The following is a 15,175-nucleotide window of genomic DNA, read 5'->3' on the forward strand; positions in this document are numbered from 1 at the left end:
ATCTTTACATTCTCCACCCCCCACCCGCACCCGCCGCCGACCCCCCGCATTCACCAACCCCGGCCCCCGCCCCCCGCCCCCCCCCCCCGCCCCCCCGGACTGGTCGGTCATCGCACCGGTCCGAAAGTCGTGGTCGATTTTCGGCAAGCCCGGTGCGAAGATTTGGCGCCGGAGCGTGGCAATGCGTCCGCATGGACGTATGTCGCTCTGGCCGAAGCGGGGCGCCGATGCTGCGATACATCTTACGGCGGCTTCTGACCGCCATTCCGACGCTGTTCGTCATCGTGACCATGGCGTTCTTCCTGATACGCGTCGCACCGGGCGGCCCCTTCAATCAGGAGCGGGGCCTCAGTCCCGAGATCAGGGCCAATCTGGAAGCACAGTTCGGCCTCGACGATCCGCTCTGGCTGCAATATGCCCACTATCTCGGCAATCTTCTACGCGGCAATTTCGGGCCGAGCTACAATTTGCCTGACTTCACCGTCACCGAACTGTTTGCCAAGGGGCTGCCGATATCGGTCCAGCTCGGCACCTCGGCGCTGATCCTGGCGCTGCTGCTTGGTTCGGTGCTCGGCACCATCGCTGCGCTCAACCAGAACAAGCTTGGCGACTATACGGTGATTGCGCTGGCGACCGCCGGCAGCACTATCCCCACCTTCGTCATCGCTCCTGTCATTCAGCTGGTGTTCGGATTGACCTGGAAGCTGTTGCCGATCGGTGGCTGGGGTGATGGCGCATTGATCAACAAGATCGGCCCGGTGCTGACGCTGGCCTTGCCGCAGATCGCCATCGTTGCCCGCCTGATGCGCGGGTCGATGATCGAGAGCTTGCGTTCGCATCATATCCGAACGGCGCGTGCGCTCGGCCTCTCCGACTGGTCGGTGGTGGTCAAGCACGCGCTGCGCGGCGCCATCCTGCCGATCGTTTCCTTCACCGGCCCGGCAGCCGCGGCGCTGCTCACCGGTTCGGTCATCGTCGAGACCATCTTCTCCATTCCCGGCGTCGGCCGCTATTTCGTCGATGCCGCGCTCAACCGCGACTACACGCTGGTGATGGGGACCGTGGTGGTGATCGCGCTCTTCACCATCGTCTTCAACCTGATCGTCGACGTCATGTACGCGGTCGTCGACCCGAGGGTACGCTATGACTGAGGGTGCGCTATGACTGACATCACAGCCGCCGCCGCTCCGCCGGCCGTCGTCGGCCGCTCGCTCTGGGGCGACGCATGGGCGCGCCTCAAAGCCAACCGCGCCGCCATGTTCAGCCTCTATTACCTGGCCTTCATTGGCGTCATCAGCATCTTCGGCCCCTGGTTCGTGCCGCATCAGTACACCACCATCTATGCCGACTATGTGCGCACGCCGCCAAGCTTTTCAGCCTATCCGAAGCCCGACATGATCGAGACGGCGCTAAAGGATGCCATCAAGCGCATGCGCGTCGACATCAAGGAGTGGAAACTGGACGGCAGTCGCGTCACCGTCACCGTCACCTCGACCAAACGGATCGACGACCGCAACATCCGCTATCTCGACCGCTCCGATGCCTTCGACGATACCAAGATAGAGAGCAAATCGGCCGACGGGCTCGAATTGACTATGACTGCGTCGGTCAAACAGCAGTACTTCCTGTTCGGCACCGACAACACCGGTCGCGATCTTCTCTCGCGAACGCTGATGGCAGGGCGCATCTCGCTGGCCATCGGCCTGCTTGCCGGCATTGTCGCGGTGGTCATCGGCGTCCTCTATGGGGCGGCGGCAGGCTTTTCCGGCGGCAAGATCGACGAGGTGATGATGCGCATCGTCGACGTGCTCTATTCTTTGCCCTTCATTTTCTTTGTCATCATGCTGGTGGTGTTCTTCGGCCGCAACTTCGTGCTGATGTTCCTGGCGGTGGGAGCGGTGCTGTGGCTCGACATGGCGCGCATCGTGCGCGGCCAGGCGCTGTCGATCCGGCGGCAGGAGTATGTCCAGGCGGCCGAAGCCATGGGCGTCGGCCAGCGCGGCATCCTGCTGCGCCATGTCATCCCCAATCTGCTCGGACCAGTGGTGATCTACATGACGCTGCTGGTGCCGCAGGTCATCATCCTGGAAAGCTTCCTGTCTTTCCTTGGCCTTGGCGTGCAGGAACCGATGACCAGCTGGGGCGTGCTCATCTCGGTCGGCGCCAAGAACATCGGCACCGCCAACTGGCTGCTTTTGTTCCCCGCCTTCTTCCTCGTGTCGACGCTGTTTGCACTGAACTTCGTCGGCGACGGCCTGCGCGACGCGCTCGATCCGAGAGACCGATGAAGATGGGACCGATAAAGATGGGGACCGATAAGATGGGGACCGTTGCGATGGAAACGCCCGAAACGATCCTCAGCGTCAAAGACCTTCGCGTCCGCTTCCGCACGCTCGACGGCGCGGTCGAAGCGGTCAAGGGCATCAACATCCACGTCAAGGCAGGTGAAACCGTTGCCGTGGTCGGCGAATCCGGCTCCGGCAAGAGCCAGACGATGATGGCGGCGATGAGCCTGCTGGCGTCCAACGGCGAGGCGACGGGGCACGTCGATTATCGCGGCCGCAACCTTTTGACCATGAGCAAGCCCGACCTCAACAAGGTGCGCGGCGCCAAGATCAGCATGATCTTCCAGGAGCCGATGACCTCGCTCGATCCGCTCTATTCGATCGGCAACCAGCTGATCGAACCAATCCGCAAGCACCGCGGGCTGAACGCAGCCGAGGCACGGAACGAGGCGCTCAAGCTGCTGCGGCTTGTGCATATTCCCGATCCCGAGCGGCGGATGAAATCCTATCCGCACGAAATGTCGGGCGGCCAGCGCCAGCGCGTCATGATCGCCATGGCATTGGCCAACGACCCCGACATCCTGATCGCCGACGAGCCGACGACGGCGCTCGACGTCACCATCCAGGCGCAGATCCTGGTGCTGCTCGCCGAATTGCAGCGCAAGCTCGGCATGGCCATCGTCTTTATCACCCACGATCTCGGCATCGTCCGGCGCTTTGCCGACCGCGTCTATGTCATGCGCTATGGCGAGGTGGTCGAGGAAGGCGAAGCGGAAGCACTTTTCGCCAACCCGCAGCATGCCTATACCAAAATGCTGCTGGCCGCCGAACCGACCGGCACCAAGGCGGCGCCGCCGCCCAGCGCTCCTGTGCTGCTGGAGGGCCGCAATGTCGAAGTGACCTTCAAGATCGGCGGCGGCTTCCTTGCCGGCGAACCGCTGCTGCTACGCGCCGTCGATCACATTTCGATCCGGCTGAAGCGCAACCAGACCATCGGTATCGTCGGCGAGTCCGGTTCGGGAAAATCGACGCTCGGCCGCGCACTTCTGCGCCTGTTGCCCAGCGACGGTGTCATCCGCTTCGGCGACCGCGACATCTCCACCGCCGACCGCCAGGCGATGCGGCCGCTGCGTCGTGAGATGCAACTCGTCTTCCAGGATCCGTTCGGCTCGCTGTCGCCGCGCATGACCGTCGGCCAGATCATCACCGAAGGGCTTCTGGTGCATGAGCCGAACCTGTCAGGCAAGCAACGCGATCAGCGCGCCGTCGAGGCCTTGCTCGAGGTCGGCCTCGATCCCAACGCACGCAACCGCTACCCGCACGAATTCTCCGGCGGCCAACGCCAGCGCATCGCCATCGCGCGTGCCGTGATCCTGAAGCCCAAACTGGTGGTGCTGGACGAGCCGACTTCGGCGCTCGACCGCTCGGTGCAGAAGCAGATCGTCGAATTGCTGCGCAAGCTGCAGGCCGACCACGAACTGTCCTACCTCTTCATCAGCCACGATCTCTCCGTGGTGCGCGCCATGGCCGACTACATCATCGTCATGAGGCAGGGCAAGATCGTCGAGGAAGGCCCGACCGAACAGATATTCAGCAACCCGCAGGCCGCCTACACCCAGACGCTGATGGCTGCGGCGATCGATGTCACGCGCTTCCGGCTGAGTGCTTAAGGCGTGACGTTGAGCAGATAGTCAGGGTAGGGCCAGTTCGCTTAGCCCGCTGACCTGGGACATCTGTTGGCTCTTGTCGCGACAATGGCCTCTTGCCGCTGCTTCAGCAGTTCGATTCTGGCCGTCTCACGGTTGGCCACTGCGCTCTTCACGCGCGTGCCGCCGAGCAGCCAGTTGGGAACGCTGGTGTTGGTGACCCTGCCGCGGGTGATGGCGGTTTGCGAGATGTCGCGCGCGGTATCGCCTACCGCGTTGTTGAGCTCGGCGCATGTCATGCTGTCGTATTTCGCCGGGTTCACCGCGCTGCCCAGCGATGAGCAGCCTGCCGCCAAGGACAAAGCGAGCAGCGCTGACAGCCGGCTTGAAATCAACAAATTCATCTTCCGCAAACCTCGTTCTGGCCGCTGTCTCGGCGGCATTCCTATTATCGAGGTAGCGCGGAAGGTTGTCGCGTCAAAACACCATGCTGACAGCGAACGCCGACGCGGCCGGTTTGCATCAAGCTATCTTGTGGGTCGGGAGAACAAACACCTAAGTGTCTGTTTTTTCTGGTCGGAGTGGCAGGATTTGAACCTGCGACCCCCTCGTCCCGAACGAGGTGCGCTACCAGGCTGCGCTACACTCCGTGACCAGACCGCGGGCTTATAGCTGCCACATACCGTTCCTGCAAGCGGCAATGGCAGTGCTTCTGTCGCATTTCGTTGGCTTTCGTCGGCATTCCCGCAAAGCCAGGATGTTCTGTTGGGATAAACCCGGCTTAAAGCCTTGTGTGCTAAGTCGCAGCCTCGATAAATCGTGCTTTCGCCATCTGGAGCTCTGCTGCCTTGCCGCTGAAAATCGTAGGCGACGCCCGGTCCAACAGTTTCGAATTCGAAACCGAAGCGCTGATCAAGGCGTCTGGATTCCGTGAATACGATGCGCGCTGGTGGTTCGGCCACGCCGGCTCCGCGCAGCCGCCGGAGCTGAACCTGATCGGCGTCCAGGCGCTGGGCATGGGCCTGGGCACCTTGATCCGCCGTCTTGGCGCCGGGCCCGACATCGTCACCGGGCATGATTTCCGTTCCTATTCGCTTGCCATCAAGCTGGCGCTGGTTTCCGGCTTGATGGCTGCGGGCGCAAAGGTGAAAGACATTGGCCTGGCGCTGTCGCCCATGGCCTATTTCGCCCAGTTCGCGCTCGACGCGCCTTCCGTCGCCATGGTCACCGCATCGCACAACGAGAATGGCTGGACCGGAGTCAAGATGGGTGCGGCGAGGCCGCTGACCTTCGGACCAGAGGAGATGAGCGCACTGAAACAGATCGTGCTGTCGAGCGACTTCGATCTCGCCGGCGGCGGCTGCTACGATTTCGTCTCCGGTTTTCGCGAGACCTATCTCGACGACCTGACCCAGGACAAGCGCATCGCGCGCAAGATCAGGGTTGTGGCGGCTTGCGGCAACGGCACCGCCGGCGCCTTCGCGCCGCAGGCGCTGGAGCGCATCGGCTGCGAGGTGATCCCGCTCGATGTCGAGCTCGACCACACTTTTCCGCGCTATAACCCCAACCCCGAAGACATGCAGATGCTGCACGCCATCCGCGACAAGGTGCTGGAGACCGGCGCCGATGTCGGGCTGGGCTTCGACGGCGACGGCGACCGTTGCGGCGTGGTCGACAATGAGGGCAACGAGATTTTCGCCGACAAGGTCGGCGTCATGCTCGCGCGGGACATATCAACCCAATATCCCGGCTCGACCTTCGTCGTCGATGTCAAATCGACCGGCCTGTTCAACACCGACAGCGTTTTGCGTGGCAACGGCGCGAAGACAGATTACTGGAAGACCGGCCATTCCTATATCAAGCGCCGGGTCGCCGAGCTTGGCGCCGTCGCCGGATTCGAGAAGTCGGGCCATTTCTTCTTCAACCCGCCGATCGGCCGCGGCTATGATGACGGTCTCATCACGGCAATAGCCATTTGTGAGATGCTCGACCGGAACCCCAGAAATTCGATGGCCGATCTCTATCGCGCGCTGCCGCTGACCTTCGGCACGCCGACCATGTCCCCGCATTGCGCCGACGATGTGAAATACGGCGTGGTCGATCGGGTGGTGGCGGACTTCCAGGCGATGCAGCGCGCCGGCAAGACTTTTGCCGGCCAGAAGATCGCCGAGCTGATCACCGTCAACGGCGTGCGCGTCGTGGCCGAGGATGGCACCTGGGGGCTGGTGCGGGCGTCGTCGAACAAGCCGGAGCTTGTCGTGGTTGTCGAAAGCCCGGTATCGTCCGAGCGCCGCCGGCAGATGTTCGAGGCGATCGACGCCGTGCTGCGCCGCAGCCCCGAAGTCGGCGCTTACAACCAGACGTTCTGATTGGACCTTTCATGAGCGAGCGCATCGTCAGTTTTGTCATGAGCGGCGGTGTCGGCTCGCGGCTGTGGCCGCTGTCACGCGAGGACAACCCGAAACAGTTCCACGATCTCTCCGGCGACGGCTCGATGCTGGCCAAGACCTTGCGCCGGCTGACGGCGCGGCCGGAAGGTGAGACGCCGATCTTCCTGATCGCCGCCGAGCGCCATGCCGAGCGTGTCCATGCCGATCTTGCCGGACTCGACCTCGCCGGCGGTGGCCCGCTGTTCGAGCCGACCGGGCGTAACACGGCTGCCGCCGTGGCGCTGGCCGCGCTGCGCACATTGTCGGAGTTCGGCGACAGCCTAGTGCTGGTGGTGCCGTCAGACCACGAAATCGCCACGCCCAAGCAGTTCTGGCAGAGCGTCGAGGCGGGCAGCCAGGCAGCGCTTGCCGGCCGTCTGGTGGTGTTCGGCATCAAGCCGGCGCAGCCCGAGACCGGCTATGGGTATATCGAAGTCGCAGCCGAAAGCGGCGGCGTCTTCGACGTGTCGCGCTTCGTCGAAAAGCCCGACCTCGCCACTGCGCAGAGCTATCTCAGTGCGGGCACCTTCTACTGGAACACCGGCATTTTCCTGTTTCGCGCCGGCGCCATGCGCGACGCCTTCGCCACCTTCCAACCCGACATCTGGCAGGCCACCGAAACCGCCTACAAGGCGGCAACGAGCGACCTGTCCGGCCTCTATATGCCGCTCGACCTCTACGCCGCCATCCCGTCGAACTCGATCGACTACGCCATCATGGAACGGGCCAAGGACATCGCCATGGTGCCGGCCGGCTTCCGCTGGAACGACCTCGGCTCCTGGCAGTCGCTGCTTGATGTCGGCCCTGCCGACGCCAAGGGCAATGTCGTCGTCGGCGATGTCGTCGCCATCGATTGCGAGAACTCCTACATCCGCAGCGACGGCCGGCTTTTGTCGGCGATCGGCATGAAGGATGTCGCCATCGTCTCGACCGCGGACGCCACCTTCGTTGCCCCGGTCAGTCACAGCCAGCACGTCAAGAAGATTGTCGAGCAGCTGGAAAAATCGGGCCGTCTGGAAACCAGGTTCACCCCGGCGCATGACCGCGTCATCGAAAGCGGCGCCTGGCGGCGGCGCGTGCATCACTGGCTGTTCGAGGAGACCTTGCCGCTGTGGTCGACTTCAGGCGTCGATGAGCGTCATGGCGGCTTCCACGAGGCGCTCGGCTTCGACGGCGAGGCGCTGTTGAAGCCCAAGCGCATGCGCACGACGGCGAGGCAAGTCTACGCCTTCGCCGTTGCCAAGGCCCGCGGCTGGGACGGTCCAGCCGATCGCCTGATCTCCCATGGCATCGCCTTCATGGCCGGCAAGGGCCGCACGGACCGGGGCGGCTGGGTGCGCACGCTCAATGTCGACGGCTCCGTCGCCGACCCAACCGAGGATGCCTACGACCATTCCTGCGTGCTGCTGGCGCTGGCGCATGCGCATATGTGCGGCGATCCGGATGCGCTGCGGCTGGGCCAGGAGACCTTCGTGTTCCTCGACGCGCATCTCGAGGACAGCCGCATGACCGGCTTTCTCGAGACATCCGATGGCGAGGGCGAGCGGCGCTCCAACCCGCATATGCATCTGCTCGAGGCCTTCCTCGCCTGGTATGAGGCGACCGGCGACCGCACCTATCTGCGCCGCGCCGCGCGCATCATCGACCTTTTCCGCAGTCATTTCTTCGATGCCGAGAGCTGGACGCTGGGCGAATATTTCGACGCCGGGTGGAAGCCGGCCGCCGGCGAGAAGGGCACATGGACCGAGCCCGGTCATCATTTCGAATGGGCCTCGCTGCTCACCGATTTCGTCGCCCGCAGCGGCCAGGGCGAGTTGAGCAATTTTGCCCGCAAGCTCTACGCCTCGGCCATCGCCAACGGCCTCAACCGCGCCACCGGCCTTGCCTACGGCGCGGTCTCCAGACAGGGCCTGCCGCTCGACCTTGTGTCGCGGAGCTGGCCACAGGCCGAAGCGATCAAGGCGGCGATTGCGCTGGATGGCTCGGGTGGTCCCGACCTCAAGCCGGAAATCGAGGCGCGCGTCGGCCGCCTGTTCCGCTGGCACATCGATCCGGCCCCGCTCGGCCTGTGGATTGACCGCATCGACGAACGCGGCCGCTCCTTGGCATCGGACGTGCCGGCCAGCATCTTCTATCATCTGGTCTGCGCGCTGACGCAGTATCTGGACGGCACGGCGCAGAAGGGGTGAGGCGTTGGAGCTGCCAATCTCCCCCCTTGCGGGGGAGATGCCTGGCAAGGCAGAGGGGGGTGCTGTCCCGCCGACGTCTCAGCTACTCGAAGATCAGACCAAAGGCTGGCGATCCGTCACACCCCCCTCTGGCCTGCCGGCCATCTCCCCCGCAAGGGGGGAGATCAGCTGTCACTTCGCTTTCAACCCTCAATATGGGCTCGCCACGTCCCCGGTCTCGACATACACCGCCTTCAGCTGCGAATAGAGCGCCAGCGCCGCCAGCGAGTTCTCGCGCCCGATGCCGGATTGCTTCACCCCGCCAAACGGAATTTCCACCGGCGTCAGATTGTAGGCGTTGATCCAGCAGGTGCCGGCCTGCAGTTCGGCGATCACCCTATGAGCGCGCTGCAGGTCGCGGGTGAAGACGCCGGCGGCGAGGCCGAATTCGGTGTCGTTGGCGCGGTCGATCACCTCGTCCTCGCCGTCGAATTTCAGCACGCTCATCACCGGCCCGAAGATCTCCTCGCGCGCAATGCGCATCTTATCGGTGACACCGGTGAACACGGTTGGCTCGACAAAGAAGCCGCCATCGAACCCTTGCAGCGACGGCACGTTGCCACCGCAGGCGAGCGTTGCTCCATCCTGCCTGCCGGCCGCGATGTAGGAAACGACCTTCTCCTGCTGCGCCTTGTTGACCAGCGGCCCCATCTGCGTCTCAGGATCGAGCGGATCGCCGATGCGGATCTTTTTCGTCCGCTCGACCAGCCGGTCGACGAAGCGGTCATGGATGCCGCTTTGTACGAAAACACGCGTGCCGTTGGAGCAGATCTGCCCGGTCGAATAGAAATTGCCGAGCATGGCGCCGCCGACGGCGTTTTCGAGATCGGCATCGTCGAACACGATCAGCGGCGACTTGCCGCCGAGTTCCATCGTCGCATGCTTCATCTTCGAACCGGCGAGCGACAGCACCTTGCGGCCGGTCGGCACCGAGCCGGTCACCGAAACCTTGGCAACGACATCGTGGCCGACGAGGCCGGCGCCGACATCGCCATAGCCTTGCACGACGTTGAACAGCCCGTCGGGCAGGCCCGCCTCTGAGTAGATCTCGGCCAGCGCCAGTGCCGACAGCGGCGTGTTTTCCGAAGGCTTGAATACCATGGCGTTGCCCATGGCGAGCGCGGGGGCGGATTTCCAGCCGGCGATCTGGATCGGATAGTTCCAGGCGCCGATGCCGACGCACACACCGAGCGCCTCGCGGCGCGTATAGGCAAAAGGTCCACCAAGATCGATCGCATCGCCGTTGAAGGCGGCAACCGCGCCGCCGAAATATTCGAGGCAGTCGGCGGCCGATAGTGCATCCGCCACCAGCGTCTCCTGGATCGCTTTGCCGGTGTCGAGCGTCTCGATCCGCGCCAGATCGGCGTTGCGCGCGCGCAAAATGTCGGCGGCGCGGCGCAGGATGCGGCCACGCTCGACCGGCTTCATCCGCGCCCAGGCCGGTTGTGCGGCCCGCGCGGCTTCGATGGCGAGCTCCAGCACGTTCGGAGTCGCCGAATGCAAGGTGGCGATGACCTCACCGGTCGCCGGATAGATCACCGGCAGCGGCGCGCCGCCTTCGTCCTCGATGTAGCGGCCGTTGACATAGTGCGATGCCGTTGGCTGGGCGCGCATGCTGTTCTCCAGATGTATTCGCTATTGCGGAGCAGTCCGCCGGACAATGCCCTATCGATCCGCCACCTGCCAGCGCGGATTGATCCAGGGTTCCTGGTTGGACGGCGCCAGTGGCGTGCGGCCGAGAATGTGGTCGGAGGCCTTCTCGCCGGCCATGATCGACGGCGCGTTGAGGTTGCCGTTGGTCACCCGCGGGAAGATCGAGGAGTCGGCGACGCGCAGGCCGTCGACGCCGATGACCCGGCACTCCGGATCGACCACGCTCATGATGTCGTCGGCGCGGCCCATCTTGCACGTGCCGCACGGGTGGTAGGCACTCTCGGCATGATCGCGGATGAAGGCGTCGAGATCCTCGTCCGACTGGACGTGCGAACCCGGCGAGATTTCCTTGCCGCGAAAGCCGTCAAAAGCCTTCTGGCCGAAGATCTCGCGGGTCAGCCGGATGCAGTGGCGGAACTCGGTCCAGTCGTCTGGATGCGACATGTAGTTGAAGCGGATGACCGGCGTCGCTTTCGGGTCGGGCGAGCGCAGCGTCACCGAACCGCGCGACTTCGACCGCATCGGCCCGACATGCGCCTGGAAGCCATGCGCCTTCGCCGCCGCCTTGCCGTCATAGCGCACCGCCGCCGGGATGAAGTGGTACTGGATATCGGGGTAGTCGACACCGGCCTGCGAGCGTACGAAGGCCGCGGCCTCGAAATGGTTGGTGGCGCCGAGGCCGGTCTTGAAGAACAGCCACTGCGCCCCGATCAGCGTCTTGGAGAATGGGTTGAGAACCGAATTCAGCGTGATCGGCTGGGTCGATTCCTGCTGGATGTAGAGCTCCATATGATCCTGCAGATTGCGGCCGACACCGGGCCGGTCGGCCACGACTTGGATGCCGTTCTCCGTGAGATGCGCGGCCGGGCCGATACCGGATAGCATCAGGATCTTGGGCGAATTGATCGACGATGCGGCGACGATCACCTCACGTCGTGCCTTAACGACCTGAATCTGTTTGTGAGCTTCGATCTCGACGCCGACAGCGCGCTGATTCTCGATGATCACACGACGGGCGAAGCCTTTGATCACGCTGACATTTTGCCGCTTGAGCGCCGGCTTCAGATAGGCTGATGCGGCCGACCAGCGGCGGCCGCCGCGTATGGTCTGCTCCATCGGCCCGAAGCCTTCCTGCTTCGAACCATTGTAGTCGTCGGTCAGTTCGAACCCGGCTTGGCGGCCGGCCTCGACAAAGGCGCCGTAGAGCGGATTCTTGCGCGGGCCACGCTGGACGTGCAGCGGGCCGCCGTGGCCGCGCCAGCCGTCCTCGCCGCCGTCACTGTCCTCCATGCGCTTGAAATAGGGCAGCACGTCGGCGAAGCCCCAGCCGGCCGCCCCCTGTTCGGCCCAGTGGTCGAAGTCGCGTGCGTGGCCCCTGACATATACCATGCCGTTGATCGAGGATGAGCCGCCGATCACCTTGCCCCGTGGCGTCGCCAGCACGCGGCCGCCGAGATGCGGCTCTGGTTCGCTGGCAAAGCCCCAGTCGTAAAGGCTCATGTTGAGCGGGATCGACAGCGCCGACGGCATCTGGATCAGCGGCCCGATATCGGTGCCGCCGAACTCGATGACGATCACCGAATGCTTGCCGTCTTCCGACAGCCGGTAGGCCATGGCCGAGCCGGCCGAGCCGGAGCCGATGATGACGAAGTCTGCTTCAAGCATGGTTCACATGCGCCCATCGTTCATATGCGAAATAAAATCGGCGAGCGAGACATTGCCGCCGGTAGCCATGACCAGGACCGTTTTACCCGCCACATCCACCTTGCCGCCGAGCAGCGCCGCCAGAGAGGCGGCGCCTGACGGCTCGAGCACCAGCTTCATCCGCTCGAAGGCGATCTTCATGGCTCGCCTAACCGATTGGTCGTCGACGGTGATGCCGCGCACGCCAGCGGTCTTGACCGCCGCGAACGGCGCGTCGCCCGGCCGCCGCGACATCAGCCCGTCGCAAATCGATTTCGGCGCGATCGGCATGGTCTCGATGGCGCCATGCGCTAGCGATGCACCCATGCCGTTGAAGCCTTCCGGCTCGACGCCGATGATCTCGGTTGCCGGCGACAGATAGTGGAAGGCGAGCGACATGCCGCCGATCAGTCCGCCGCCGCCGACCGAGCAGAACAGAAGGTCGGCACTGGCGTCCTTTGCCTCGAATTGTTCGAGCGCTTCGAGCCCGGCGCCGGCCTGGCCGGCAACGATCTCCGGATCGTCGAATGGATGCAGCAACGCCAGCCCTTCGGTCTCGGCAATCTCGCAGGCCTTGGCGGCTGCGACCTCTTCACGGGCGCGCTCGCCATGATCTGTCAGCACGACGCGCGCGCCATAGCCTGCGGTCGCATCGCGCTTGGCGGCCGGCGCGTCGATCGGCATGACGATGGTGACGGGAATGCCGAGCGCCTGGCCGGCAGCCGCCAACCCTTGCGCGAAATTGCCGGAGGAGTAGGCGACGACGCCTTTTCTGGCCTCATCCGGCGACAGCCGCTTCAACCGCCAATAGGCCCCGCGCACCTTGAACGATCCCGCCCATTGCAGCGATTCCGGCTTGATAAAGACGCGGGCCGCACCCGTCTCGTTGGCCAAGGCTGTCGATTCCAGCAAAGGCGTGATCTGCGTCGCCTTCGACGTCACGGCATAGGCCTGTCTGAGGTGCTCGAGGGAGGGGACAATTGTCATCATTCGCCTCGCGGAAAGCGTTTCTGTTCCTCGAGATTGTCGAGGTTCATGTGGTTGCGCATGTAGCGTTCCGACGCCTTCTGCAGTGGCTGGAATTCCCAGGGGTAATGCGTGCCGTTGCGCAGCGCGGGATAAACCACCCAGCGCCGCGCCTGGCTGACGCGCACCGCGGCATCGAATGCCGTCATGTCCCAGCGCGCTCGCACGGCTCCCGTGAAGGCCGCCACCAGATCGGCATGCGCCGGATCGGTGGCAAGATTGGTGCGTTCTTGCGGATCGGCTTCGAGATCGAACAGAAGCGGCGGGTCGATCTCGCAATGGATGAATTTGTAGCGGCCGTCGCGGATCGCCACCAACGGCGCGTTGGAGCCCTCGGCGGCATATTCCATCAGCACCGGCGCGGTGCGCGGCTCGCCATCAAGCAGCGGCAGCAGCGACTGCCCGTCGGTCCACGGTGCGATGGCGGAGATGTCGATGCCGGCGAGGTCGCAGAGTGTCGGCGTCACGTCGAGGTTGGAGACCGGCGCCTCGACCAGCCCTGCAGGAATGCCTTTGCCGGCGATCATCAAAGGTACTCGCGCCGAGCCCTCGAAAAAATTCATCTTGAACCACAGGCCGCGCTCGCCAAGCATGTCGCCATGGTCGGAGCAGAACAGGATGATGGTGTCGTCCAGCATGCGCGTTCGCTCCAGCACTGACATCAACTCGCCGACCTTGTCGTCGAGATAGGAGATGTTGGCGTAGTAGCCGCGCCGCGAGCGGCGGATCTGCTCCGGCGTGATGTTGAAACTGTCGTAGTCGCTGGCCCGGTAAAGCCGTTGCGAATGCGGGTCCTGATGGGCATAGGGGATGAATCCCACCTCCGGCTCAAGCGCCGGACAGTCTTCATAGAATCCCCAATATTGCCGCCGTGCGACATAGGGGTCGTGCGGGTGGGTGAAGGAAACCGTCAGGCACCAGGGCCGGCTGGCCTCGTCCTCGGAGGTGCGGGCAAGATCGTAGAGTTTTTGCACCGCGTGGAAGGCGACCTCGTCGTCATACTCCATCTGGTTGGTGATCTCGGCGATGCCGGCGCCTGTCACCGAACCCAGATTGTGATACCACCAGTCGATGCGCTCGCCAGGCTTGCGGTAATCCGGCGTCCAGCCGAAATCGGCGGGATAGATGTCGGTGGTCAGCCGCTCCTCGAAACCGTGCAACTGGTCCGGCCCGACGAAATGCATCTTGCCCGACAGGCAGGTGTAGTAGCCGGCGCTGCGCAGATGATGCGCATAGGTCGGGATCGAGGAAGCGAACTCGGCGGCGTTGTCATAGACCTGGGTGCGCGACGGCAATTGCCCGCTCATGAAAGCGGCGCGGCCCGGCGCGCAAAGCGGCGAGGCCGTGTAGTTGTTGCCGAAGCGCGCCGAGCGTGCGGCCAGCGCCTTGAGATGCGGCACATGCAGGAAGTCCGCCGGCCCGTCCGCAAACAGCGTGCCGTTGAGCTGATCGACCATGACGATCAGGATGTTGGGTCGCCTTGATATCACTGAGGCTGTCACTGTGTCTGTCGCCCGCCGAGTTTGATTTCGAGATAATCTTCGACCAGCGCGATCGCGGTTTGAGCATCCGGCACGCCGTCCTTCAGCGCGCGCCTGATGTACAGCCCGTCGATCATCGCCGCGACCGCTTCCGCCGCGCGGTCGGCTTCGTTGCGCGGCAGTATGCCGATCAGCCCGCTCATCAGGTTGGAATGCAGCCGCCGCGCATAGACCCTGAGCAGCCGGCGCAGGGCCGATGATTTCTGTGCCTCGACATAAAAGGCGAGCCAGGCCGCGATGGTTTCCGGCCGGAACTGGATGTCGGAGAAGTTGACGGCGACCACCGCCGAAACGCGTTCGCGCGGCGAGCCGGCGGATTGCAGGGCGCGCCGCATGTCGATGGTCAGCTCGGCCAGAATGTGCCGCATCGTCGCCAGAAGGAGCTCGTCCTTGGCGCCGAAATAGTGGTGGGCAAGGGCCGACGACACGCCCGCCCGTCCGGCGATCTCCGACATGGTCACATCAAGCGAGCCGCGCTCGCCGATCGCCGAGATCGTCGCGTCGATGAGCGCCTTGCGGCGCAACGGTTCCATTCCGACTTTCGGCATTGGGGAGATCCAGATCAAAACCGAGATTATTTTTTATTGACGGATCAATCAATAAAAAACTCGCGCTCGGATCAACCGATCGTGTCGCTCTGGCCCATCCCTTGGACTGGAAAACGGTTCACTGTTGAACAATATT

11 protein-coding genes and 1 tRNA gene are annotated in these 15,175 nt (G+C 63.9%); 5 read left to right on the plus strand and 7 right to left on the minus strand.

All coding sequences use genetic code 11. From position 1 onward, the window contains the following. Positions 1-227: 227 nt before the first annotated feature. The 3 genes from NKI31_RS25320 to NKI31_RS25330 are packed head-to-tail and all read left to right on the plus strand — an operon-like array spanning position 228 to position 3,955. The gene (locus NKI31_RS25320; RefSeq protein ID WP_023684574.1) at positions 228-1,151 is read left to right on the plus strand and encodes an ABC transporter permease subunit; all 924 of its coding nucleotides are present in this window, start codon (positions 228-230) and stop codon (positions 1,149-1,151) included. 9 nt (positions 1,152-1,160) lie between these two features. After that, the gene (locus NKI31_RS25325) at positions 1,161-2,288 is read left to right on the plus strand and encodes an ABC transporter permease (protein WP_352652850.1); all 1,128 of its coding nucleotides are present in this window, start codon (positions 1,161-1,163) and stop codon (positions 2,286-2,288) included. A gap of 47 nt (positions 2,289-2,335) precedes the next feature. Continuing rightward, complete coding sequence (locus NKI31_RS25330) at positions 2,336-3,955, plus strand: ABC transporter ATP-binding protein (RefSeq protein ID WP_023684573.1); 1,620 nt, start codon at positions 2,336-2,338, stop codon at positions 3,953-3,955. Positions 3,956-3,996: 41 nt separating this feature from the next. On the opposite strand, the gene NKI31_RS25335 is transcribed toward NKI31_RS25330, so the two are convergent. After that, positions 3,997-4,335, minus strand: a complete 339-nt coding sequence (locus tag NKI31_RS25335) for a hypothetical protein (RefSeq protein ID WP_023829102.1) — start codon at positions 4,333-4,335, stop codon at positions 3,997-3,999. Between the two features lie 169 nt (positions 4,336-4,504). Next, a tRNA-Pro gene (locus NKI31_RS25340) sits at positions 4,505-4,581 on the minus strand. Positions 4,582-4,779: 198 nt separating this feature from the next. On the opposite strand from NKI31_RS25340, the gene NKI31_RS25345 reads away from it, so the two are divergent. Continuing rightward, the gene (locus NKI31_RS25345) at positions 4,780-6,300 is read left to right on the plus strand and encodes a phosphomannomutase/phosphoglucomutase (protein WP_352652851.1); all 1,521 of its coding nucleotides are present in this window, start codon (positions 4,780-4,782) and stop codon (positions 6,298-6,300) included. Positions 6,301-6,311: 11 nt separating this feature from the next. Next, entirely contained in the window at positions 6,312-8,549 is a 2,238-nt protein-coding gene (locus NKI31_RS25350; RefSeq protein WP_023742685.1) for a mannose-1-phosphate guanylyltransferase/mannose-6-phosphate isomerase, read from the plus strand. 189 nt (positions 8,550-8,738) lie between these two features. Here NKI31_RS25350 and betB read toward each other — a convergent pair whose 3' ends face one another. Genes betB through betI form a run of 5 tightly spaced genes read right to left on the minus strand, consistent with a single transcriptional unit; the run spans position 8,739 to position 15,039 of the window. Beyond that, positions 8,739-10,202 (minus strand): betaine-aldehyde dehydrogenase, encoded by a 1,464-nt coding sequence (betB, locus tag NKI31_RS25355; protein ID WP_023742684.1) that lies wholly within the window; start codon positions 10,200-10,202, stop codon positions 8,739-8,741. A gap of 51 nt (positions 10,203-10,253) precedes the next feature. Further along, positions 10,254-11,906 carry a choline dehydrogenase gene (gene betA / locus NKI31_RS25360; RefSeq protein ID WP_352652853.1) on the minus strand — a complete coding sequence of 551 codons (1,653 nt, stop codon included), beginning with the start codon at positions 11,904-11,906 and terminating at the stop codon, positions 10,254-10,256. A 3-nt stretch (positions 11,907-11,909) separates the two neighbouring features. Further along, a complete protein-coding gene (locus tag NKI31_RS25365) occupies positions 11,910-12,914 on the minus strand; it encodes a threonine/serine dehydratase family protein (RefSeq protein WP_023747511.1) in 1,005 nt (334 codons plus the stop codon). Next, positions 12,911-14,440 carry a choline-sulfatase gene (gene betC, locus NKI31_RS25370; RefSeq protein ID WP_023747510.1) on the minus strand — a complete coding sequence of 510 codons (1,530 nt, stop codon included), beginning with the start codon at positions 14,438-14,440 and terminating at the stop codon, positions 12,911-12,913. Before betC ends, NKI31_RS25365 begins: the two co-directional genes overlap by 4 nt. A gap of 8 nt (positions 14,441-14,448) precedes the next feature. Next, the gene (betI, locus tag NKI31_RS25375) at positions 14,449-15,039 is read right to left on the minus strand and encodes a choline-binding transcriptional repressor BetI (protein WP_023670745.1); all 591 of its coding nucleotides are present in this window, start codon (positions 15,037-15,039) and stop codon (positions 14,449-14,451) included. Between the last annotated feature and the right edge of the window lie 136 nt (positions 15,040-15,175).

This window comes from Mesorhizobium sp. M0659, assembly GCF_040320605.1.
Taxonomy (GTDB): Bacteria; Pseudomonadota; Alphaproteobacteria; order Rhizobiales; family Rhizobiaceae; genus Mesorhizobium.